The 13,545-nt window shown below is 65.4% G+C and carries 18 protein-coding genes and 1 pseudogene; 9 read left to right on the plus strand and 10 right to left on the minus strand.

What is annotated here, in order from left to right; translation table 11 throughout:
* Positions 1-8: 8 nt before the first annotated feature.
* The gene (locus M1247_RS16880; protein ID WP_317157520.1) at positions 9-608 is read right to left on the minus strand and encodes a TetR/AcrR family transcriptional regulator; all 600 of its coding nucleotides are present in this window, start codon (positions 606-608) and stop codon (positions 9-11) included.
* Positions 609-698: 90 nt separating this feature from the next.
* On the opposite strand from M1247_RS16880, the gene M1247_RS16885 reads away from it, so the two are divergent.
* Positions 699-1,211 (plus strand): methyltransferase family protein, encoded by a 513-nt coding sequence (locus M1247_RS16885; protein WP_317157521.1) that lies wholly within the window; start codon positions 699-701, stop codon positions 1,209-1,211.
* Positions 1,212-1,220: 9 nt separating this feature from the next.
* Here M1247_RS16885 and M1247_RS16890 read toward each other — a convergent pair whose 3' ends face one another.
* A complete protein-coding gene (locus M1247_RS16890) occupies positions 1,221-1,514 on the minus strand; it encodes a hypothetical protein (RefSeq protein WP_317157522.1) in 294 nt (97 codons plus the stop codon).
* Positions 1,515-1,559: 45 nt separating this feature from the next.
* Between M1247_RS16890 and M1247_RS16895 the strand changes: the two genes are divergently transcribed.
* From M1247_RS16895 to M1247_RS16925, 7 genes are all read left to right on the plus strand, one after another.
* On the plus strand, positions 1,560-2,447 hold the full coding sequence (locus M1247_RS16895; protein WP_317157523.1) for a hypothetical protein: 888 nt from the start codon (positions 1,560-1,562) through the stop codon (positions 2,445-2,447).
* 65 nt (positions 2,448-2,512) lie between these two features.
* A complete protein-coding gene (locus M1247_RS16900; RefSeq protein WP_317157524.1) occupies positions 2,513-3,616 on the plus strand; it encodes a catalase family peroxidase in 1,104 nt (367 codons plus the stop codon).
* The gene (locus tag M1247_RS16905) at positions 3,613-4,179 is read left to right on the plus strand and encodes a cytochrome b (protein ID WP_317157525.1); all 567 of its coding nucleotides are present in this window, start codon (positions 3,613-3,615) and stop codon (positions 4,177-4,179) included. The genes M1247_RS16900 and M1247_RS16905 overlap by 4 nt, the downstream gene beginning before the upstream one ends.
* A 141-nt stretch (positions 4,180-4,320) precedes the next feature.
* On the plus strand, positions 4,321-4,803 hold the full coding sequence (locus M1247_RS16910) for a sigma-70 family RNA polymerase sigma factor (protein WP_317157526.1): 483 nt from the start codon (positions 4,321-4,323) through the stop codon (positions 4,801-4,803).
* Entirely contained in the window at positions 4,800-5,429 is a 630-nt protein-coding gene (locus M1247_RS16915; protein ID WP_317157527.1) for a zf-HC2 domain-containing protein, read from the plus strand. The genes M1247_RS16910 and M1247_RS16915 overlap by 4 nt, the downstream gene beginning before the upstream one ends.
* A gap of 68 nt (positions 5,430-5,497) precedes the next feature.
* Positions 5,498-5,806 carry a hypothetical protein gene (locus M1247_RS16920; protein ID WP_317157528.1) on the plus strand — a complete coding sequence of 103 codons (309 nt, stop codon included), beginning with the start codon at positions 5,498-5,500 and terminating at the stop codon, positions 5,804-5,806.
* 441 nt (positions 5,807-6,247) lie between these two features.
* Positions 6,248-6,763 (plus strand): GNAT family N-acetyltransferase, encoded by a 516-nt coding sequence (locus M1247_RS16925; protein ID WP_317157529.1) that lies wholly within the window; start codon positions 6,248-6,250, stop codon positions 6,761-6,763.
* Between the two features lie 6 nt (positions 6,764-6,769).
* On the opposite strand, the pseudogene M1247_RS36530 reads toward M1247_RS16925, so the two are convergent.
* The 5 genes and pseudogenes from M1247_RS36530 to M1247_RS16950 all read right to left on the minus strand — a co-directional run.
* Positions 6,770-7,186 (minus strand): annotated as a pseudogene (locus M1247_RS36530) (arsenate reductase ArsC); the annotation flags it as partial.
* A 17-nt stretch (positions 7,187-7,203) separates the two neighbouring features.
* A complete protein-coding gene (gene arsB / locus M1247_RS16935) occupies positions 7,204-8,280 on the minus strand; it encodes an ACR3 family arsenite efflux transporter (RefSeq protein ID WP_458695229.1) in 1,077 nt (358 codons plus the stop codon).
* Positions 8,277-8,657 carry an ArsR/SmtB family transcription factor gene (locus M1247_RS16940; protein ID WP_317157530.1) on the minus strand — a complete coding sequence of 127 codons (381 nt, stop codon included), beginning with the start codon at positions 8,655-8,657 and terminating at the stop codon, positions 8,277-8,279. Before M1247_RS16940 ends, arsB begins: the two co-directional genes overlap by 4 nt.
* A gap of 64 nt (positions 8,658-8,721) precedes the next feature.
* Entirely contained in the window at positions 8,722-9,918 is a 1,197-nt protein-coding gene (locus M1247_RS16945) for an MFS transporter (protein ID WP_317157531.1), read from the minus strand.
* Positions 9,919-9,963: 45 nt separating this feature from the next.
* Positions 9,964-10,449, minus strand: a complete 486-nt coding sequence (locus M1247_RS16950) for an ArsI/CadI family heavy metal resistance metalloenzyme (RefSeq protein ID WP_317157532.1) — start codon at positions 10,447-10,449, stop codon at positions 9,964-9,966.
* 101 nt (positions 10,450-10,550) lie between these two features.
* Between M1247_RS16950 and M1247_RS16955 the strand changes: the two genes are divergently transcribed.
* Complete coding sequence (locus M1247_RS16955; RefSeq protein WP_317157533.1) at positions 10,551-10,910, plus strand: Rv2640c family ArsR-like transcriptional regulator; 360 nt, start codon at positions 10,551-10,553, stop codon at positions 10,908-10,910.
* An 18-nt stretch (positions 10,911-10,928) separates the two neighbouring features.
* On the opposite strand, the gene M1247_RS16960 is transcribed toward M1247_RS16955, so the two are convergent.
* The 3 genes from M1247_RS16960 to M1247_RS16970 form a co-directional block, all read right to left on the minus strand.
* A complete protein-coding gene (locus M1247_RS16960) occupies positions 10,929-12,479 on the minus strand; it encodes an FAD-dependent monooxygenase (protein WP_317157534.1) in 1,551 nt (516 codons plus the stop codon).
* Positions 12,480-12,598: 119 nt separating this feature from the next.
* Entirely contained in the window at positions 12,599-12,928 is a 330-nt protein-coding gene (locus M1247_RS16965; RefSeq protein ID WP_317157882.1) for a hypothetical protein, read from the minus strand.
* A gap of 94 nt (positions 12,929-13,022) precedes the next feature.
* A complete protein-coding gene (locus M1247_RS16970) occupies positions 13,023-13,493 on the minus strand; it encodes a DUF1772 domain-containing protein (protein WP_317157535.1) in 471 nt (156 codons plus the stop codon).
* Between the last annotated feature and the right edge of the window lie 52 nt (positions 13,494-13,545).

Below are 13,545 nucleotides of genomic sequence, written 5' to 3' on the forward strand. Positions count from 1 at the left end.
GACAGGGTCTACGGCCGCGGGTCGGTGAGATAACGCTGCACGGTCGGTCCGACCCATTCGACCAACTCGTCGACGCCGGCCGATGCCATGGGCTCGATGCGGAGCTGGTAACGCGCGAATGCCAGACCCACCAGGTGCACCGTCACCAATTCGACGCGCAGCACGGCATTGTCGACACCGAACTCGGCCGCGACGCGCTCTGCCACCGGACCGGCGAGCGTGTCATGCAGCAGCTTTCGCGCCAACGGCTGCATCGCGGCTGACCGCCACACCGTGAGCAGGGGGTCGAAAGTCACGCCCTCGTCCCACCGTTCGATGAAATCCCGGACCAACCTCGCACCGATCTGGTCACTCCCCCCGTCGAGCAGGATCGACAACCGGTGCAACGGATGCTCCGGGACATCGATCACAGACGCGTTGAACAGGCCCTCCTTGTTGCCGAAGAAGTAATAGACCATCGCGACGTCGACGCCGGCGTCGGCCGCGATCCCGCGGACCGTGGCCTGGTCGTATCCGTCGCGCATGAAGTGCTCGCGCGCCGCCTCGACGACGCGCTGCTTGTTCTGTTGGCCAGTCCGCCACCTGCCGCTGCGCCGCGTCTCCGACATGATCCAAAGCATACTTCAACAAGCGTTGACCTATCGCCCCGCCACGGCGTACCTTAAAAGTTCAACACTCGTTGGAGAAAGGAGTTCATCATGACGAAGCGACGGTTGTGGTGGCGGCATCTGGTCTCGGTTCTGATCGCCCCCGCCACGATGACGGTCTTCATTCCCGCTCTGATCGCCTGGCTGACCGGACTGCGGGCGCCCGATCTGAGCACCACGAGCGGACTTCTGCTCGCCGTGGTCGGCGCCGCGTTCGTCGCCGTCGGGCTCTGGTTTCTGACCTGGACGGTGTTGCTTTTCGACCGGGTCGGCGAAGGCACGTTGGCCATCGGTTCACCAGTGCATCTGGTGTTGCGTGGCCCCTACCGACACGTGCGCAATCCGATGATGACGGCGGTGTTCTGCATACAACTCGGTACCGCCATCGCAACGGCGTCGCCCTGGTTGTTCGGTTGGTTCGCGCTGTTCGTCACGCTCGTGACGATCGCCATCCCCGCCGTCGAGGAACCTCATCTACACAAACGGTTCGGCGCTGAATACGAGGCCTACCGGCGACACGTGCCGCGCTGGATTCCGCGGGTGACGCCGTGGGCCCAAACCTGACGGCTGGCGTTACGCCGGCGGGTCGGAAACCTCGCGGTCCTTCCACTCCCAGCTTGCGCCCGCGGTGAGCGTGCCGGGCTCGAGTTCGGTCCGACCGGCGTCGCGGACGTGCACCGTCTGCTGCAGGATCTCCTCGGGCTTGCCGCCGATGACGATGACCGGGTGGTGATAGTCGATTCCGTAGAGTTTGAGCGCTGCGTGAACGGCGTGGGCGGCGGCCTTACCCCGGGACATCTTGGTATTGGAATTGACCCTGATGACGAGCCGCTTCTCCGCACCGTTCTCAGTGCTCTCGGAATGCATCACTTGAGCTTAGATCGTTACCCACCAGGTAAGTTCGACCTGACCATGACGTCCAATCGGCTCGATACCGCAGCCCTGACCCGGCGGACAGGGCGACCGGAAAGGCGCCGATTCCATGCCGAGGCGATCGCGGGCGTCCACGGCGAGGATCTCGCGGGTGCGTCGTGGTGGACCCGGTCCGAGCTGCCGGTGCTCATGCTGGTGTTCGGTGTGGCGGCGATCGGGTTCCCGACCATCATCCTGTCGACTGCGGGCCTCGGGCTGACCGCGATCCTCGGATCGACGGCACTGGCCACGGGTTGTGTGGTGGCCGCGATCCTGATGGTCGCCGTCGACAGAGACGAATACTGGCCGGTGCGCGCTCGCCGCCGGTATCGACTGCAGGCGTTCGCCGCGGCGAACCAGCTGGAGTATCAGCCCACCCCGGGGATCGGCCGGCTCGCCGCCGACATCTTCGGTTACGGCAGAAATCGCCACCATCAGGACCATTTCCGGGTGCCCGGCCCCCACGGGTTCGTGATCGCCAACTACGGGTGCGACCCAGCGTCCGACGATCCGGAGACCGGCCGGGACCACTGGGGATATGCCGTGTTCACGTTGCGCGACTCGTATCCGCACACGCTGCTGAGCACACAGCGCTGGCCACTCGGAACGCCGCGCGGGTTCCAGGGCACCGACCCCGTGCCGGGGCCCGGCGGACTCCAGATGCTGTGCCGCAAGCCCGGCCATCCGATGCTGCGTACGCTGCTGACCAGCGGTGTGGTCGAACTGGCGGGCAGCCCGACGCCGATGGCCATCGAGATCGTCGGCAATGAACTGTTCCTGATCGCCGGGAAGCATTATCCGCTGCATTCACCGCGCCTGTGGCGACGGCTGGAGGCGGTCGCCGACGTGCTGGCGCCGTTTCAGGGGGCGCCGACGAAACTCAAGTGAACCCCTGACACCTCGCCGACGTACATCGTGTTGTCCACACGTCGAGGGTTGAGGGAGCACCGCTTGTGAAGGCACGTCCAAAACTGATTCCGTCGGCCTGGTCGGAATCCCCGGTCGATCGCCGGAGCGTCCTGCTCGGCGCGGCGGCCGTCGGCGGTTTTCTCACCCTCCATCTGGGTGCGGTTGCCTACGCCCGCGGGCCGGTCGGTTCCGGCGGCCGGTTGACTCCGCAGGCGTTCATCGACGCCTTCCAACGCGTCAACGGCATTCATCGCGGTTTTCGCCGCAACCACGCCAAGGGCGTATCGGTGACCGGATACTTCGAATCAAACGGCAACGGCGCGGAGTTGAGCAAGGCGGCGGTATTCCGCCGCGGCCGCACGACCGTGGTGGGCCGTTTCTCCCTGCCCGGCGGCAACCCCACCGTGGCCGACACTGCGAAGGCGAATCGCGGACTTGCATTGGCATTCGGTTATCCGGAGTCCGGGCAGTGGCGCACGGCGATGTTGAATATCCCTGTCTTCACGGTCAACTCGCCGCAGGGCTTCTACGATCAGCTCCTGGCGTCGAAACCTGTTGGTGACACCGGCAAACCGGATCCCGAGGCGATGGCGCAGTTTATGGCCGCTCACCCCGAAACTGCCAGGGCGACCAAGGTGATCAAGGCAGCGCCGCCCACATCCGGATTCGCCGACAGCACCTATCGCGGGCTCAGTGCCTTCCTTTTCGTCAGTGCCACAGGCAAAGTGACCCCGGTCCGGTGGGCGCTGGTTCCGATGCAGCCGGTCAGCGCGCCGGGCGCACCCGGGCGTGGCCCGAACTGGATGTTCGACAACCTGATCACCGCCATCCGCAAGAACCCGCTGCGCTGGCGGTTGATGCTGACGGTGGGCGAACCGCAGGACAACCTCACGGATGCGACGCAGGCATGGCCGCCCGAGCGGCGGGTGATCGACGCAGGCACCGTCGTGCTCGACGCGGTCGACAGCGAGCGGCGCGGCAATGCCCGGGACATCAACTTCGATCCGTTGGTACTTCCCGACGGAATTCAACCGTCTGATGACCCGCTGCTGACGACCCGGTCGGCGGTGTATGCGGCCTCATTCCGGCGCCGTGCCGGCGAATCGGGAAGCATGCCTGCGGTCGAGACCAGCGAGGTGTCGCAATGACCGACGCAGCCACCGTGGGTCGGTACAGCCTGTCCGTGCGTGCCCTGCACTGGCTGACTGCCGTGCTCGTCTTCACCGCGCTGATTGTCGGCTTCGCGTTGGCCAACGCACTGGCGGACCGCACCGTGCTACTGGCGGTGCACAAGGTCATCGGGGCACTGATCCTGGTGATCACCGTGGTCCGCATCGCCAATCGGTTACGTCACCGCGCGCCGGCCATGCCCTCGACCGTGGGCCGTTGGGAACGCGGCGCCATCCTCGGTTCCGAGGTGCTGTTCTACGCGTTGCTGCTGGCACAGCCGTTCCTGGGATGGGCGATGCTGTCGGCCTCCGGTGTACCCGTCGTCATCGGTCCGATCCCGCTGCCGCCCATCGCTCCCGTCGACGCCGGCCTGTACGCGGTGCTGCGCAACGGTCATTCCATCGGGGCTTATCTCCTGGTGGCGCTGGTCGCCGCGCATGTTTCAGCGGTCCTGCTGCATGCCGTGTCACTACGAGACGGGATGCTCAAGCGGATGTTGCCGCGGCGGCGGATGTCCGACACGGTGGTGTCCCGGCAGTGAACCGATCCGGGTTCCGCGGCGTAGACATAGGTTGTGACCGTGACAGGAGCAGTACCCGACGTTGCGCGGCCCTGAACCGTGTCGATCCGTCGTCCACGTCGCCGGCCCGTCGTAGCCTCTGGCCGCGAGGCTGATGGCCGCGTGCTGACCACGCTGTATCTTGCCCATGCCGATGCAGTGCGACGGTTCGTGGCCGGCTACGTCGTTGATCCACAACACCGTGAGGACATCGTGCAGGAGACTTTCGTCCGAGCGTGGCGCAACGTCGACCGGATCGACACGGCCAGCGGCAATCCGCGTTCATTTCTGTTCGCGATCGCCCACAATGCCGTGGTCGATCAGTGGCGGGCAAGGTCGCGGCGCCCGGAGGTACTGACCGACAACGACGCCGTGGTGGTGACCGACGACGGTGTCGACAAGTCGCTGGAACGAATCCTGCTCTCCGAGTCGATGCGTCGGCTCAGCGTCGATCACCGCGAGGTGATCAAAGCCTTGTATTTCGATGATCTGACGCTCGCGCAGGCAGCCGACCGGCTGAATGTCGCAGTAGGCACGGTCAAGTCGCGTAGTTATCACGCCGTTCGGGCGTTGCGGGCGGTGTTCGACGAGATGGGTTTGCTATGAACGACGACCCGCACGTTTTGTTCGGTGCCTACATCCTGGGCGGTCTCGACGCCGGCGAGCGGCGACAATTCGAAGCCCACCTCCGCGAGTGTCCGCAATGCCGTCGCGACGTTGCCGACTGCGCCGAGGTGCCGGCATTGCTGGCGAAAGTAGATCCCGCCGACCTGGATTACGACGACACACCTGGCGTTGTCGACGGCAGATACTCTGAGCCACAGCGTAATACACGGCACTGGTGGCGATCCGGGGCGGTCCTGGCCGGCGCCGCGGCCATTGCCCTCACTGTCGGTATCGCCTCGGTGACGATCTTCGGGCAGTCAGCAGGCCCGTCCACTCACACTTATGCCGTGCAGGAAGTCACCGGAGATGTCGCAGGAGTGGTGACACTGACGCCCAAACCCTGGGGCACCGCAATCTCACTTGATCTCGAAAAGCTGCCACACCAAGGCGTTTTCACGCTGCGCACCATGGATGGTCATGGCCGCATGCAGCCGGCGGCGAACTGGGCCGGAATGCCGACCGGCCGGGGGGTGGTGGAGGGCGCCACGTCGATTCCGATGCCCGAACTGCGCACGCTAAGCGTGGTCGATACGAACGACACTGTGCTGGCCACCCTGCAACGCTGACGGGCCAAGTGAACCAATTCATCGCTGCCAGCGTGTATCTCAGGTAGGAACACGACAAAGGGGCACCGATGAACAACTTAGTCACCTCGGCCATCGCACTGAGCACACTGGCGGTCGCGTCACTGAGTCTCGCCGAGCACGCCAACGCAGCACCAACCGGTCCACAGACCCCCGATCAGGTGATCAGCCAACTGCATTCGCAGGGATACCAAGTCATCGTCAACAAGCTCGGCGCGGCGCCACTGGAGCAATGTCAGGTCAGCGCCGTGCGACCCGGGCAGACATACGCCCGGACTGATTCCGGCGTGCCGGGAGCCGGTTCGTCGCTCATCACCACGGTGACCGGCATGACGGTATATGTCGACATCAAGTGTTGAGGCCGGTTGACCGCCGGCCCGGGATGGGCAATGCGGCCAAACATCATGTCGCGAATTCAAGCATGGAAAGACGGGCTGCGAGATAGCCTCGACGGAACCGACAATTTGCTGAACAAGCAGCCCATGGACGGTTCCGCCGAGAAAGGTCGCAATCCATGAGGTACATACAGTTACTGTGCGGCGCGGCCGCCATTGCTTTGGGCGCCGCATTCACGTGTGCAATACCTGCGTACGCCGGGCCCGAACAGGCGTGTGTGCGGCCGGACGGATCGCCATGCCCACCCATGCCACCGGGCTGCGTTCAGGAGAACGGTCTGCCATGCTCGGGCGCCCTGCCCGACATCAACGCCGCGTGCATGCAGAACCCCGTGGTCTGCCGGTGGCTGATCGGGTGATGTGGTGCCGGCGATCTGCCGGCAATGTCGCAGAATGAATGGCGATATGACGACACCCCTGCACTGGCTCACACACCCCGAAACAGACTCCGACATTCCGTCCGTCCGCCGGATCAATCTCGCTGCCTTCGAGACCTCAGAGGAGGCCGATCTCGTCGACGCGCTCCGCACCGATCCCGGCTGGATCAACGGACTGTCGACGCTTTCCACAACCGCGGGCGGCGATGCGGTTGGCTACGCGCTGCTTTCCCGGTGCCACATCGGCGACACCGCCGCGCTGTGCCTCGGGCCGTGCGCAGTACTGCCCGAATACCAGCGAACCGGCGCCGGGTCGGCGGCCATTCGCGCTGCGCTCGATGCGGCCAGGCAGCAGGATGAACGCTTCGTGACCGTCCTGGGGCACCCGACCTACTATCCGAGGTTCGGATTCAGCCGCGCCTCGGTCCACGGGGTCACCATGCGCGACGAGGTACCCGACGATGCACTCATGGTGCTCGCTCTCGACGGGAGCCCGATCCCCACCGGCGTCATTCGCTATGCCGCGCCGTTCGGCGATATTTGAGCATTTCTAGCGCGCGATGGCGACCCGGAGCTCGGCGAGCAGCGCGGTGACGCGGTGTCGGATGTCGTCGCGAATCGGACGCACGGCGTCGAGCCCTTGACCGGCGGGATCCGGCAATTCCCAGTTCTCGTAGCGCTTTCCGGGGAAGTACGGGCACGTGTCTCCGCAGCCCATGGTGACCACGACGTCAACGGCACGCACCATTTCCTCGGTCCACGGTTTGGGGTATTCCTTGGTGATGTCGATACCGACTTCGGCCATGGCGGCGATGGCGGCGGGATTGATCTCGTCGGCCGGCTCGGAGCCACCGGAGAAGGCGACCGCGGCGTCGCCTGCCAGGTGGGTGAAGAAGCCGAGGGCCATTTGGGACCGGCCTGCGTTGTGGGTGCACAGAAACAGCACCGTGGGCTTGGCGCCGGCGATCCCGCCTTCCGTTGCGCTCATCGGGCGTCGGGTGCTGTCTGCGGAAAGCGGCGTCGCAAGGCGAGCGAGACATAGACCAACGCGACCAGGACCGGGACTTCGATCAGTGGTCCGACGACGCCGGCGAGCGCTTGCCCCGAGGTGGCACCGTAGGTGGCGATGGCCACTGCGATCGCGAGTTCGAAGTTGTTGCCAGCAGCGGTGAACGCGAGCGTGGTGGTGCGCTCGTAGCCCAGACCCAACACCGTGCCCAGCAGATAGCCGCCGCCCCACATGACGGCGAAGTACGCCAACAACGGCACGGCGATCCGAACCACATCCAAGGGCCGGCTGGTGATCTGCTCGCCCTGCAGTGCAAAGAGAATCACGATCGTGAACAGCAGGCCGTAGAGTGCCCACGGCCCGATCCGGGGCAGGTACGTCGACTCGTACCAGTCTCGCCCTTTGGCCCTTTCCCCAAGGCGCCGCGAGAGGTAGCCGGCGAGCAGTGGGATGCCGAGGAAGATGAGCACGGATTTGGCGATCTGCCAGGGTGAGGTGTCGATCGTGGTCTGTTCGAGTCCGAGCCAGCCGGGCAGCACGGACAGGTAGAACCAGCCCAGCACCGCGAACATGATCACTTGGAAGATCGAGTTGAGCGCCACGAGAACGGCGGCGGCTTCCCGGTCACCGCAGGCCAGGTCGTTCCAGATGATCACCATGGCGATGCAGCGGGCCAGCCCGACGATGATCAGCCCGGTGCGGTACTCCGGCAGGTCCGGCAGCAGCAGCCACGCCAGGGCGAACATCAAGGCCGGGCCCAGAACCCAGTTCAACAGGAGCGATGACAGCAACAGGCGTCGGTCGCCGGTGACGGTATCGAGCCGGTCGTAGCGCACCTTGGCCAGCACCGGGTACATCATGATCAACAAACCCAGCGCAATGGGCAGCGAAATCCCGTCGAGCTGAACACTTTCCACCACGGTGTTCAGACCAGGGATCCACCGCCCGAGCAGCAGGCCGGCCATCATGGCGGCGCCGATCCAGACCGGCAGGAACCGGTCGAGGGTGGAGAGCTTGCCCACCACCGCAGGCGTGGTGGCTGTTTCGGTCATACCGGTATCTCCGTGGTGCTGTCGGTGGAGGCGCCGAGCAGCACAGCCAGGCTGGCCAGCGCATCGGGCACGACCGCGTAGTACACCCACGAGGCCCTTCGCTGTGACGTCAACAGCCCGGCATCGCGCAGCACCTTGAGGTGATGGGACACCGTGGGCTGGGAGACTTCCAGCCCGGCCGAGATGTCACAGACACATGCCTCGCCTCCGACGTGGCTGGCGATCGCGGAGAACAGTTGGAGCCGCACCGGATCGGCCAACGCCTTGAGTTTGACCGCCATATCCGCGGCCGACACCGCCGACAACGGTTCGTGCAACAGCGCTCCCGGCGGGCAGCACTGCTCGTCGGTCGATGACATGCGCGACGATTTCGACATACGTCGATATTGACAGTCATCGAATCAACGGTCAAGTCGATGCGACCCTACGCAGTGATACCCGTCAGGAGCGCGGTGTGCCCGCCAGGCTGATGATCGTCGCCACCGCGCCCACGGCCCCGAGCAGGAGAAACATCGGCGCGTATCCGCCGAGCATGCCGGCCAGGGCGGCGCCGATCCAGGGCCCCAGCGCGGTGGCCAGGGTGACAGGTGCGGCGAGGACTCCGCTCAGATGGCCGTAATGCGTTGGGCCCCAGCGATCGGTGACCGCGGTGGCCTGCACCAGGGTCAGGATGCCGCGGGCGAACCCGGCCACGACGGCGACAATGATCAGCGCGGTCAGTGAGGTGAACACACCGAGCAGCGCGGTGGTTATCGCGATCGCCGCCAGGATGACCACGGTGCGTGTCGAAACGCTGAGGCGACGGACCAGGGCGCGGTATCCCAATCGGCCCAGCACCTGGCCGGCACCACCGAGACCCAGTGCGATCGCGGCGTCCTGGGTGCTGAAGCCGCGTTCGGTCATCAACGGCACCAGGTTGACGATGATCGCGTAGGAGGCGCACGCGGCCAGCGCGATCGCCACCGTCAGTGCCACGAACGGCAGGCTTCGGGTGGTGCGGGTCGGCGGTTCGGCAAGATGAGGGTGTAGTGCGGGCGGCCACGGTTGACGCAGGCCGAAATAGTGGGCCGGAATGGTGACAGCCGCGAGTAGCCCGGCCAGCACGAGATATGTTGCGCGCCAGTCCAGGTGATCGGACAACGCCGCGGTCAGTGGCGCGAACACGGTGCTTGCCAGCCCGGCAACGAGAGTGAGAATGGTCAGCGCACCGACATGCCGGGGTCCGTACCATCGGGTCAACGCTGCAAAAGCCGGTTGATACAACACCGCGCCCATCGCCACCCCGGCAGCGATCCAGGCCACAACGAACCAAAGCAGATTCGGGGAGTACGCCACGCCAACCAACGCAAGCGGACCGAGGACTGACCCGATGGTCATCACCGCGTGCGGACCGTGGCGGTCCAGCCAGCGGCCCACCACGATACCGACCAGGGCGGAGGTGACCAGAGCGGCCGAGAACGCAGCGGTGACCGCCTGCTGTGACCAGCCGCTCTGCTCGGTGATTTGTACCGAGAGCACAGTGAAGGCGTAGTACAGCACGCCCCAACTGGTGATCTGCGTCAGGCACAGTGTCGCCAGGATGCCGCGCAGCCCAGCCGCAGTCGGCGAAATAGGCTGCGTGGCCGCGGCGTCGGTCATCGCGCCCCAGCCTGCCCGCCACCACCCGGGCAACGCAACCCGAATTCAGCAGCAGGATGCGGCGCCGGCCTGCTCGTCGCCCTTGGCGGTGGCCGTGCCACCGCAGCACGACCCACCCTCTCCCTGAGCCGGGTCTTCGAGGTGTTCGGGGCTGGTACCGAAGGTTTCCGAATCGGCCAGCACCGTGTAGACCTCCCACTTCTCCCCCGCCGGTCCGGTCACCCAAACCTTGTCCTGGGTGGCGAAACAACACGTGGTGCCGATCTCCTCGTCGGTGAACAATCCCTCGCCGGTCAGCCGGGCGATCTCCGCGTGCACCTGCTCACTGGACGGCACTTCGACGCCGAGGTGGTTGATGGTGCCGCCCTTGCCGGGATTTTCCAGCAGGACCAGCTTCAGCGGCGGCTCGGCGACGGCGAAGTTGGCGTAGCCCGGCTTCACCTTCGCCGGCGCGGTATTGAACAGTTTGGAGTAGAACGTGACCGCCTCGTCGAGATCGTCGACGTTGAGCGCCAGTTGGACACGGGACATGATGGGCCTCCTGATACGGATGAGACATATATCGAATTGACGCGTCCAGCTCAGAATGCCACCTTTTTGATATATGTCAATATCGATGGCAAGATGGATGGGTGCCCAAAACCTTGCCCGTGATCGACATGTCCGCCCCGGTGTGCTGCGCGCCGGTGGCCGCCGGACCGATCAGCGACGACGATGCCTTGGCGGTCGCGATGCGGCTCAAGGCGATCGCCGATCCGGTGCGGGTCAAGATCATGTCGTACCTGTTCAGTTCGCCGACCGGCGAGACGACGAGCGGCGACCTTGCCGTGGTGCTGAGTCTGAGCGAGTCGACGGTCAGTCATCACCTCGGCCAGCTGCGCAACGCCGGTCTGGTGACCTCAGATCGCCGCGGCATGAACGTCTTCCACCGCGTCAAGCCGGAAGCGCTGCAAGCACTGTGCGTGGTGCTCGATCCCAACTGCTGTACGTGACAATCGCCCCCTGACGGATCAGACCACCAGCCGGTGTGCGGCAAGGGCCTGACGCAGCTGTGCATCGTCAACGCGGTTGCTCTGCAGCGGAATTGAGGCGGCGACGAACTGGTCTGGGCGGACGAGGTAGAGGCGGTCGGAACGCAGCCTGCCCGGTTCATCGGGACCGAATGCGTGGGGACCCTCGATCCATTCCGGTACGTCGGGCCGAGCGGTCACCCCGGCACCGTAGGTGTGCAGTTGCCAGTTCATCGTGTCGAGGGCTTGCTGGTTGTCGCCGACCGGCGGAAGCCGAAGACCCACTGCCGGATCCTGCGCCCACTCGAGCGAGTGATCGGGTGTGTCGACGTAGTGGTAGCGGATGCGGTACTGCCCGAGATACCCGCCGATGCGCGGGCCCAGGCGCGACTTGACCACCAGGGGAAGCACTTTCGACCACAGCCGGCTGACACGGTTACGGAACAGCGTCGCGAGGGGGCTGCGACGGCCGATGACCCCGAAGGCCCGGTCGGTGACGTTGACCAGGGTGAGCGCGACGGGTCGACGCTCGCGCTCATAGCGGTCCAGCGCGGTCGGGTCCACCCGGCCCTGAGCAACATCGGCGAGCAGCATGGTCAGATTGTGGGCGTCCTGCAGGCCGGTGTTCATACCCTGTCCCCCGACCGGAGAATGCACGTGAGCAGCGTCGCCGGCCAGAAAGACCGATCCGACGCGAAACTTCGTGGCCACGCGGTGATGCACCCGGTAGGTCGAGAACCAGTCGACCGCTCCATGTGTCAGCCCGAGTTCGGCATCGGCAGTCGCGAGCGCCTCATCCTGGGTGATCGCGTCTTTGGCGGCCAGCGCCACCAGTCGGGTGTGACCACTCGGCCCGAGCGGGAACGCCGCCGCGAATGTCGACTTGCCGAATCTCAAGTTCAACGCCCCTTCGGGCACCCCACGCACGTCACGCACATCGGCGACCCAGAATGTCGCGTCATCGGTGGTGCCCTCGAAGGGCAGGTTCAACTCCCGGCGGACCGCTGAGGCGGCACCGTCGGCACCGATGCACCACCGTGACCGGACCCGCAGCAGAGCACCGTCGGAGTCTTCGAGCAACGCCTCCACCCGACCACCCGGTTGCGCCGTCTTGTCGGTCAGGTCAACCAACCGGTGCCGCCATCGGATGTCGTCCCCAGCCGCAGCGAGCGTGGCGGCGAGCAGTTGCTCATTGCGGCTCTGCTCGAAGATCTGGATGCCCGGAAACCGCGTCCCGCCTTTCTGCAGGAGCGCGATGTCCGGGGCGCCGCTGCCGGCGATATTGCCGATCTGGATTCGCATCGCGGGAAACGCGTCCTCCAACACCGCGCCGGACAACCCTAGTTGGTCATAGATCTCCATCGTGCGTGCCTGGACCGCCAGCGCCCTGGATTCGCGTGTCGGACCCGCCTTGCGATCCACCACCACCGCCGGCACTCCCCGACGGCTGAGCACCACGCCTGCCATCAGGCCGGTGGGTCCCGCACCCACGATCAAGACGTCGGTGTCGACCACGGGAAGGTCATCGACGCGCACGGCGGCAGATGTCATGGGCTTCTCCTAGTCGGGGGTTCCCACTGTAACGATCTGCGACAGGACTCCTTGGTCTCATTGAACTGCCCTGCGGCACTTCAAGGAAGCCGGGTTCGTCGGCATCGACGACGGAGAGGTCAGTCGGTCAGTCGTACGGTGACCGTTGGGCGTCCTTTGTCGTCGCGCTTGGCGACCGCGTGCCCGGTGCGATCGGTCCCATCTAGCCGCAACGTGAGGGGGCTCCCGTCTCCGAGAAAGTTGCGCCACCACGTCTTCGCGTCGGGCATGGCGACAGCGATCGTGACCTCGTCACCGGTGCGGCGGTATGCCACCGGCATGCTGAAGTTGCGTCCGGAACGACGACCGGTGTAGCTCAGTATGGCGATGTTGCGGTTCACCAGCCTGCTCAAGCGAGGCGAGGTGGCCACCGCGGCTACCGGCGCATTGAACAGAGGCGCGGTGCGCATCAGAAGCCGTCCGAGTGTTGTTGGTTGTTCTGTCACGATCACTTTCCCTTCAGGTGTTGGATGTTGCGGTTGTCCATCGCCGGCCCTTTTGTGGTCAGACGATCAGCGTGAGGCACAGCGCGGCGACGGCGAGACCCTGCAGGGCGGCCCGAGCGGTGATGACGCCGTCCCAGTTCGACTGCAGCGCACGTGCATTCGGCGGGACCTGCTGGCTGGCGGCGGCTTGGGTGAGCTGGCGGTTGATCGGCGCGCTGATTCGCACGTAAAGCACGATCCAGACCAGCAGCAGCACCACCGCGCAGACCGCCGCGATGGTCTGGATCCATTGACCGGTCACCGCGAACAGTGCGGCACTTGCGATGGCGGCAATGCCGCCGAGAACGCCAGGTGCCGGCATGCGCCGATCCGCGTAGCGATGCATATTGCCCATCACTGCCACCAGGGTGCGATCGTCAACGGCAGCCAGTGCGGGGCGCTGAACAACTGCGCAGAACACGTCGGTGCCGTAAACAACCGCGGTACCTAGAACTGAGATCAGCGCCAGCGTCTTGGCGAGTTCGATCACGTCGCACCTCCCTTCAAGTCGAAGTGCTAGCAACGCTAGCGATTCGCCGAAG

The organism is Mycobacterium appelbergii, from assembly GCF_032883035.1.
In the GTDB taxonomy this organism is placed as follows: Bacteria; Actinomycetota; Actinomycetes; order Mycobacteriales; family Mycobacteriaceae; genus Mycobacterium; species Mycobacterium appelbergii.

Coding starts and splice junctions, on each gene's coding strand:
- M1247_RS16960 (WP_317157534.1), bottom strand. CDS start 12,479: ATGACATCTGCCGCCGTGCGCGTCGATGACCTTCCCGTGGTCGACACC.
- M1247_RS16950 (WP_317157532.1), bottom strand. CDS start 10,449: ATGTCCCGTGTCCAACTGGCGCTCAACGTCGACGATCTCGACGAGGCG.
- M1247_RS16925 (WP_317157529.1), top strand. CDS start 6,248: ATGACGACACCCCTGCACTGGCTCACACACCCCGAAACAGACTCCGAC.
- arsB (WP_458695229.1), bottom strand. CDS start 8,280: ATGACCGAAACAGCCACCACGCCTGCGGTGGTGGGCAAGCTCTCCACC.
- M1247_RS16880 (WP_317157520.1), bottom strand. CDS start 608: ATGTCGGAGACGCGGCGCAGCGGCAGGTGGCGGACTGGCCAACAGAAC.
- M1247_RS16890 (WP_317157522.1), bottom strand. CDS start 1,514: ATGCATTCCGAGAGCACTGAGAACGGTGCGGAGAAGCGGCTCGTCATC.
- M1247_RS16895 (WP_317157523.1), top strand. CDS start 1,560: ATGACGTCCAATCGGCTCGATACCGCAGCCCTGACCCGGCGGACAGGG.
- M1247_RS16915 (WP_317157527.1), top strand. CDS start 4,800: ATGAACGACGACCCGCACGTTTTGTTCGGTGCCTACATCCTGGGCGGT.
- M1247_RS16940 (WP_317157530.1), bottom strand. CDS start 8,657: ATGTCGAAATCGTCGCGCATGTCATCGACCGACGAGCAGTGCTGCCCG.
- M1247_RS16905 (WP_317157525.1), top strand. CDS start 3,613: ATGACCGACGCAGCCACCGTGGGTCGGTACAGCCTGTCCGTGCGTGCC.
- M1247_RS16920 (WP_317157528.1), top strand. CDS start 5,498: ATGAACAACTTAGTCACCTCGGCCATCGCACTGAGCACACTGGCGGTC.
- M1247_RS16885 (WP_317157521.1), top strand. CDS start 699: ATGACGAAGCGACGGTTGTGGTGGCGGCATCTGGTCTCGGTTCTGATC.
- M1247_RS16945 (WP_317157531.1), bottom strand. CDS start 9,918: ATGACCGACGCCGCGGCCACGCAGCCTATTTCGCCGACTGCGGCTGGG.
- M1247_RS16965 (WP_317157882.1), bottom strand. CDS start 12,928: ATGCGCACCGCGCCTCTGTTCAATGCGCCGGTAGCCGCGGTGGCCACC.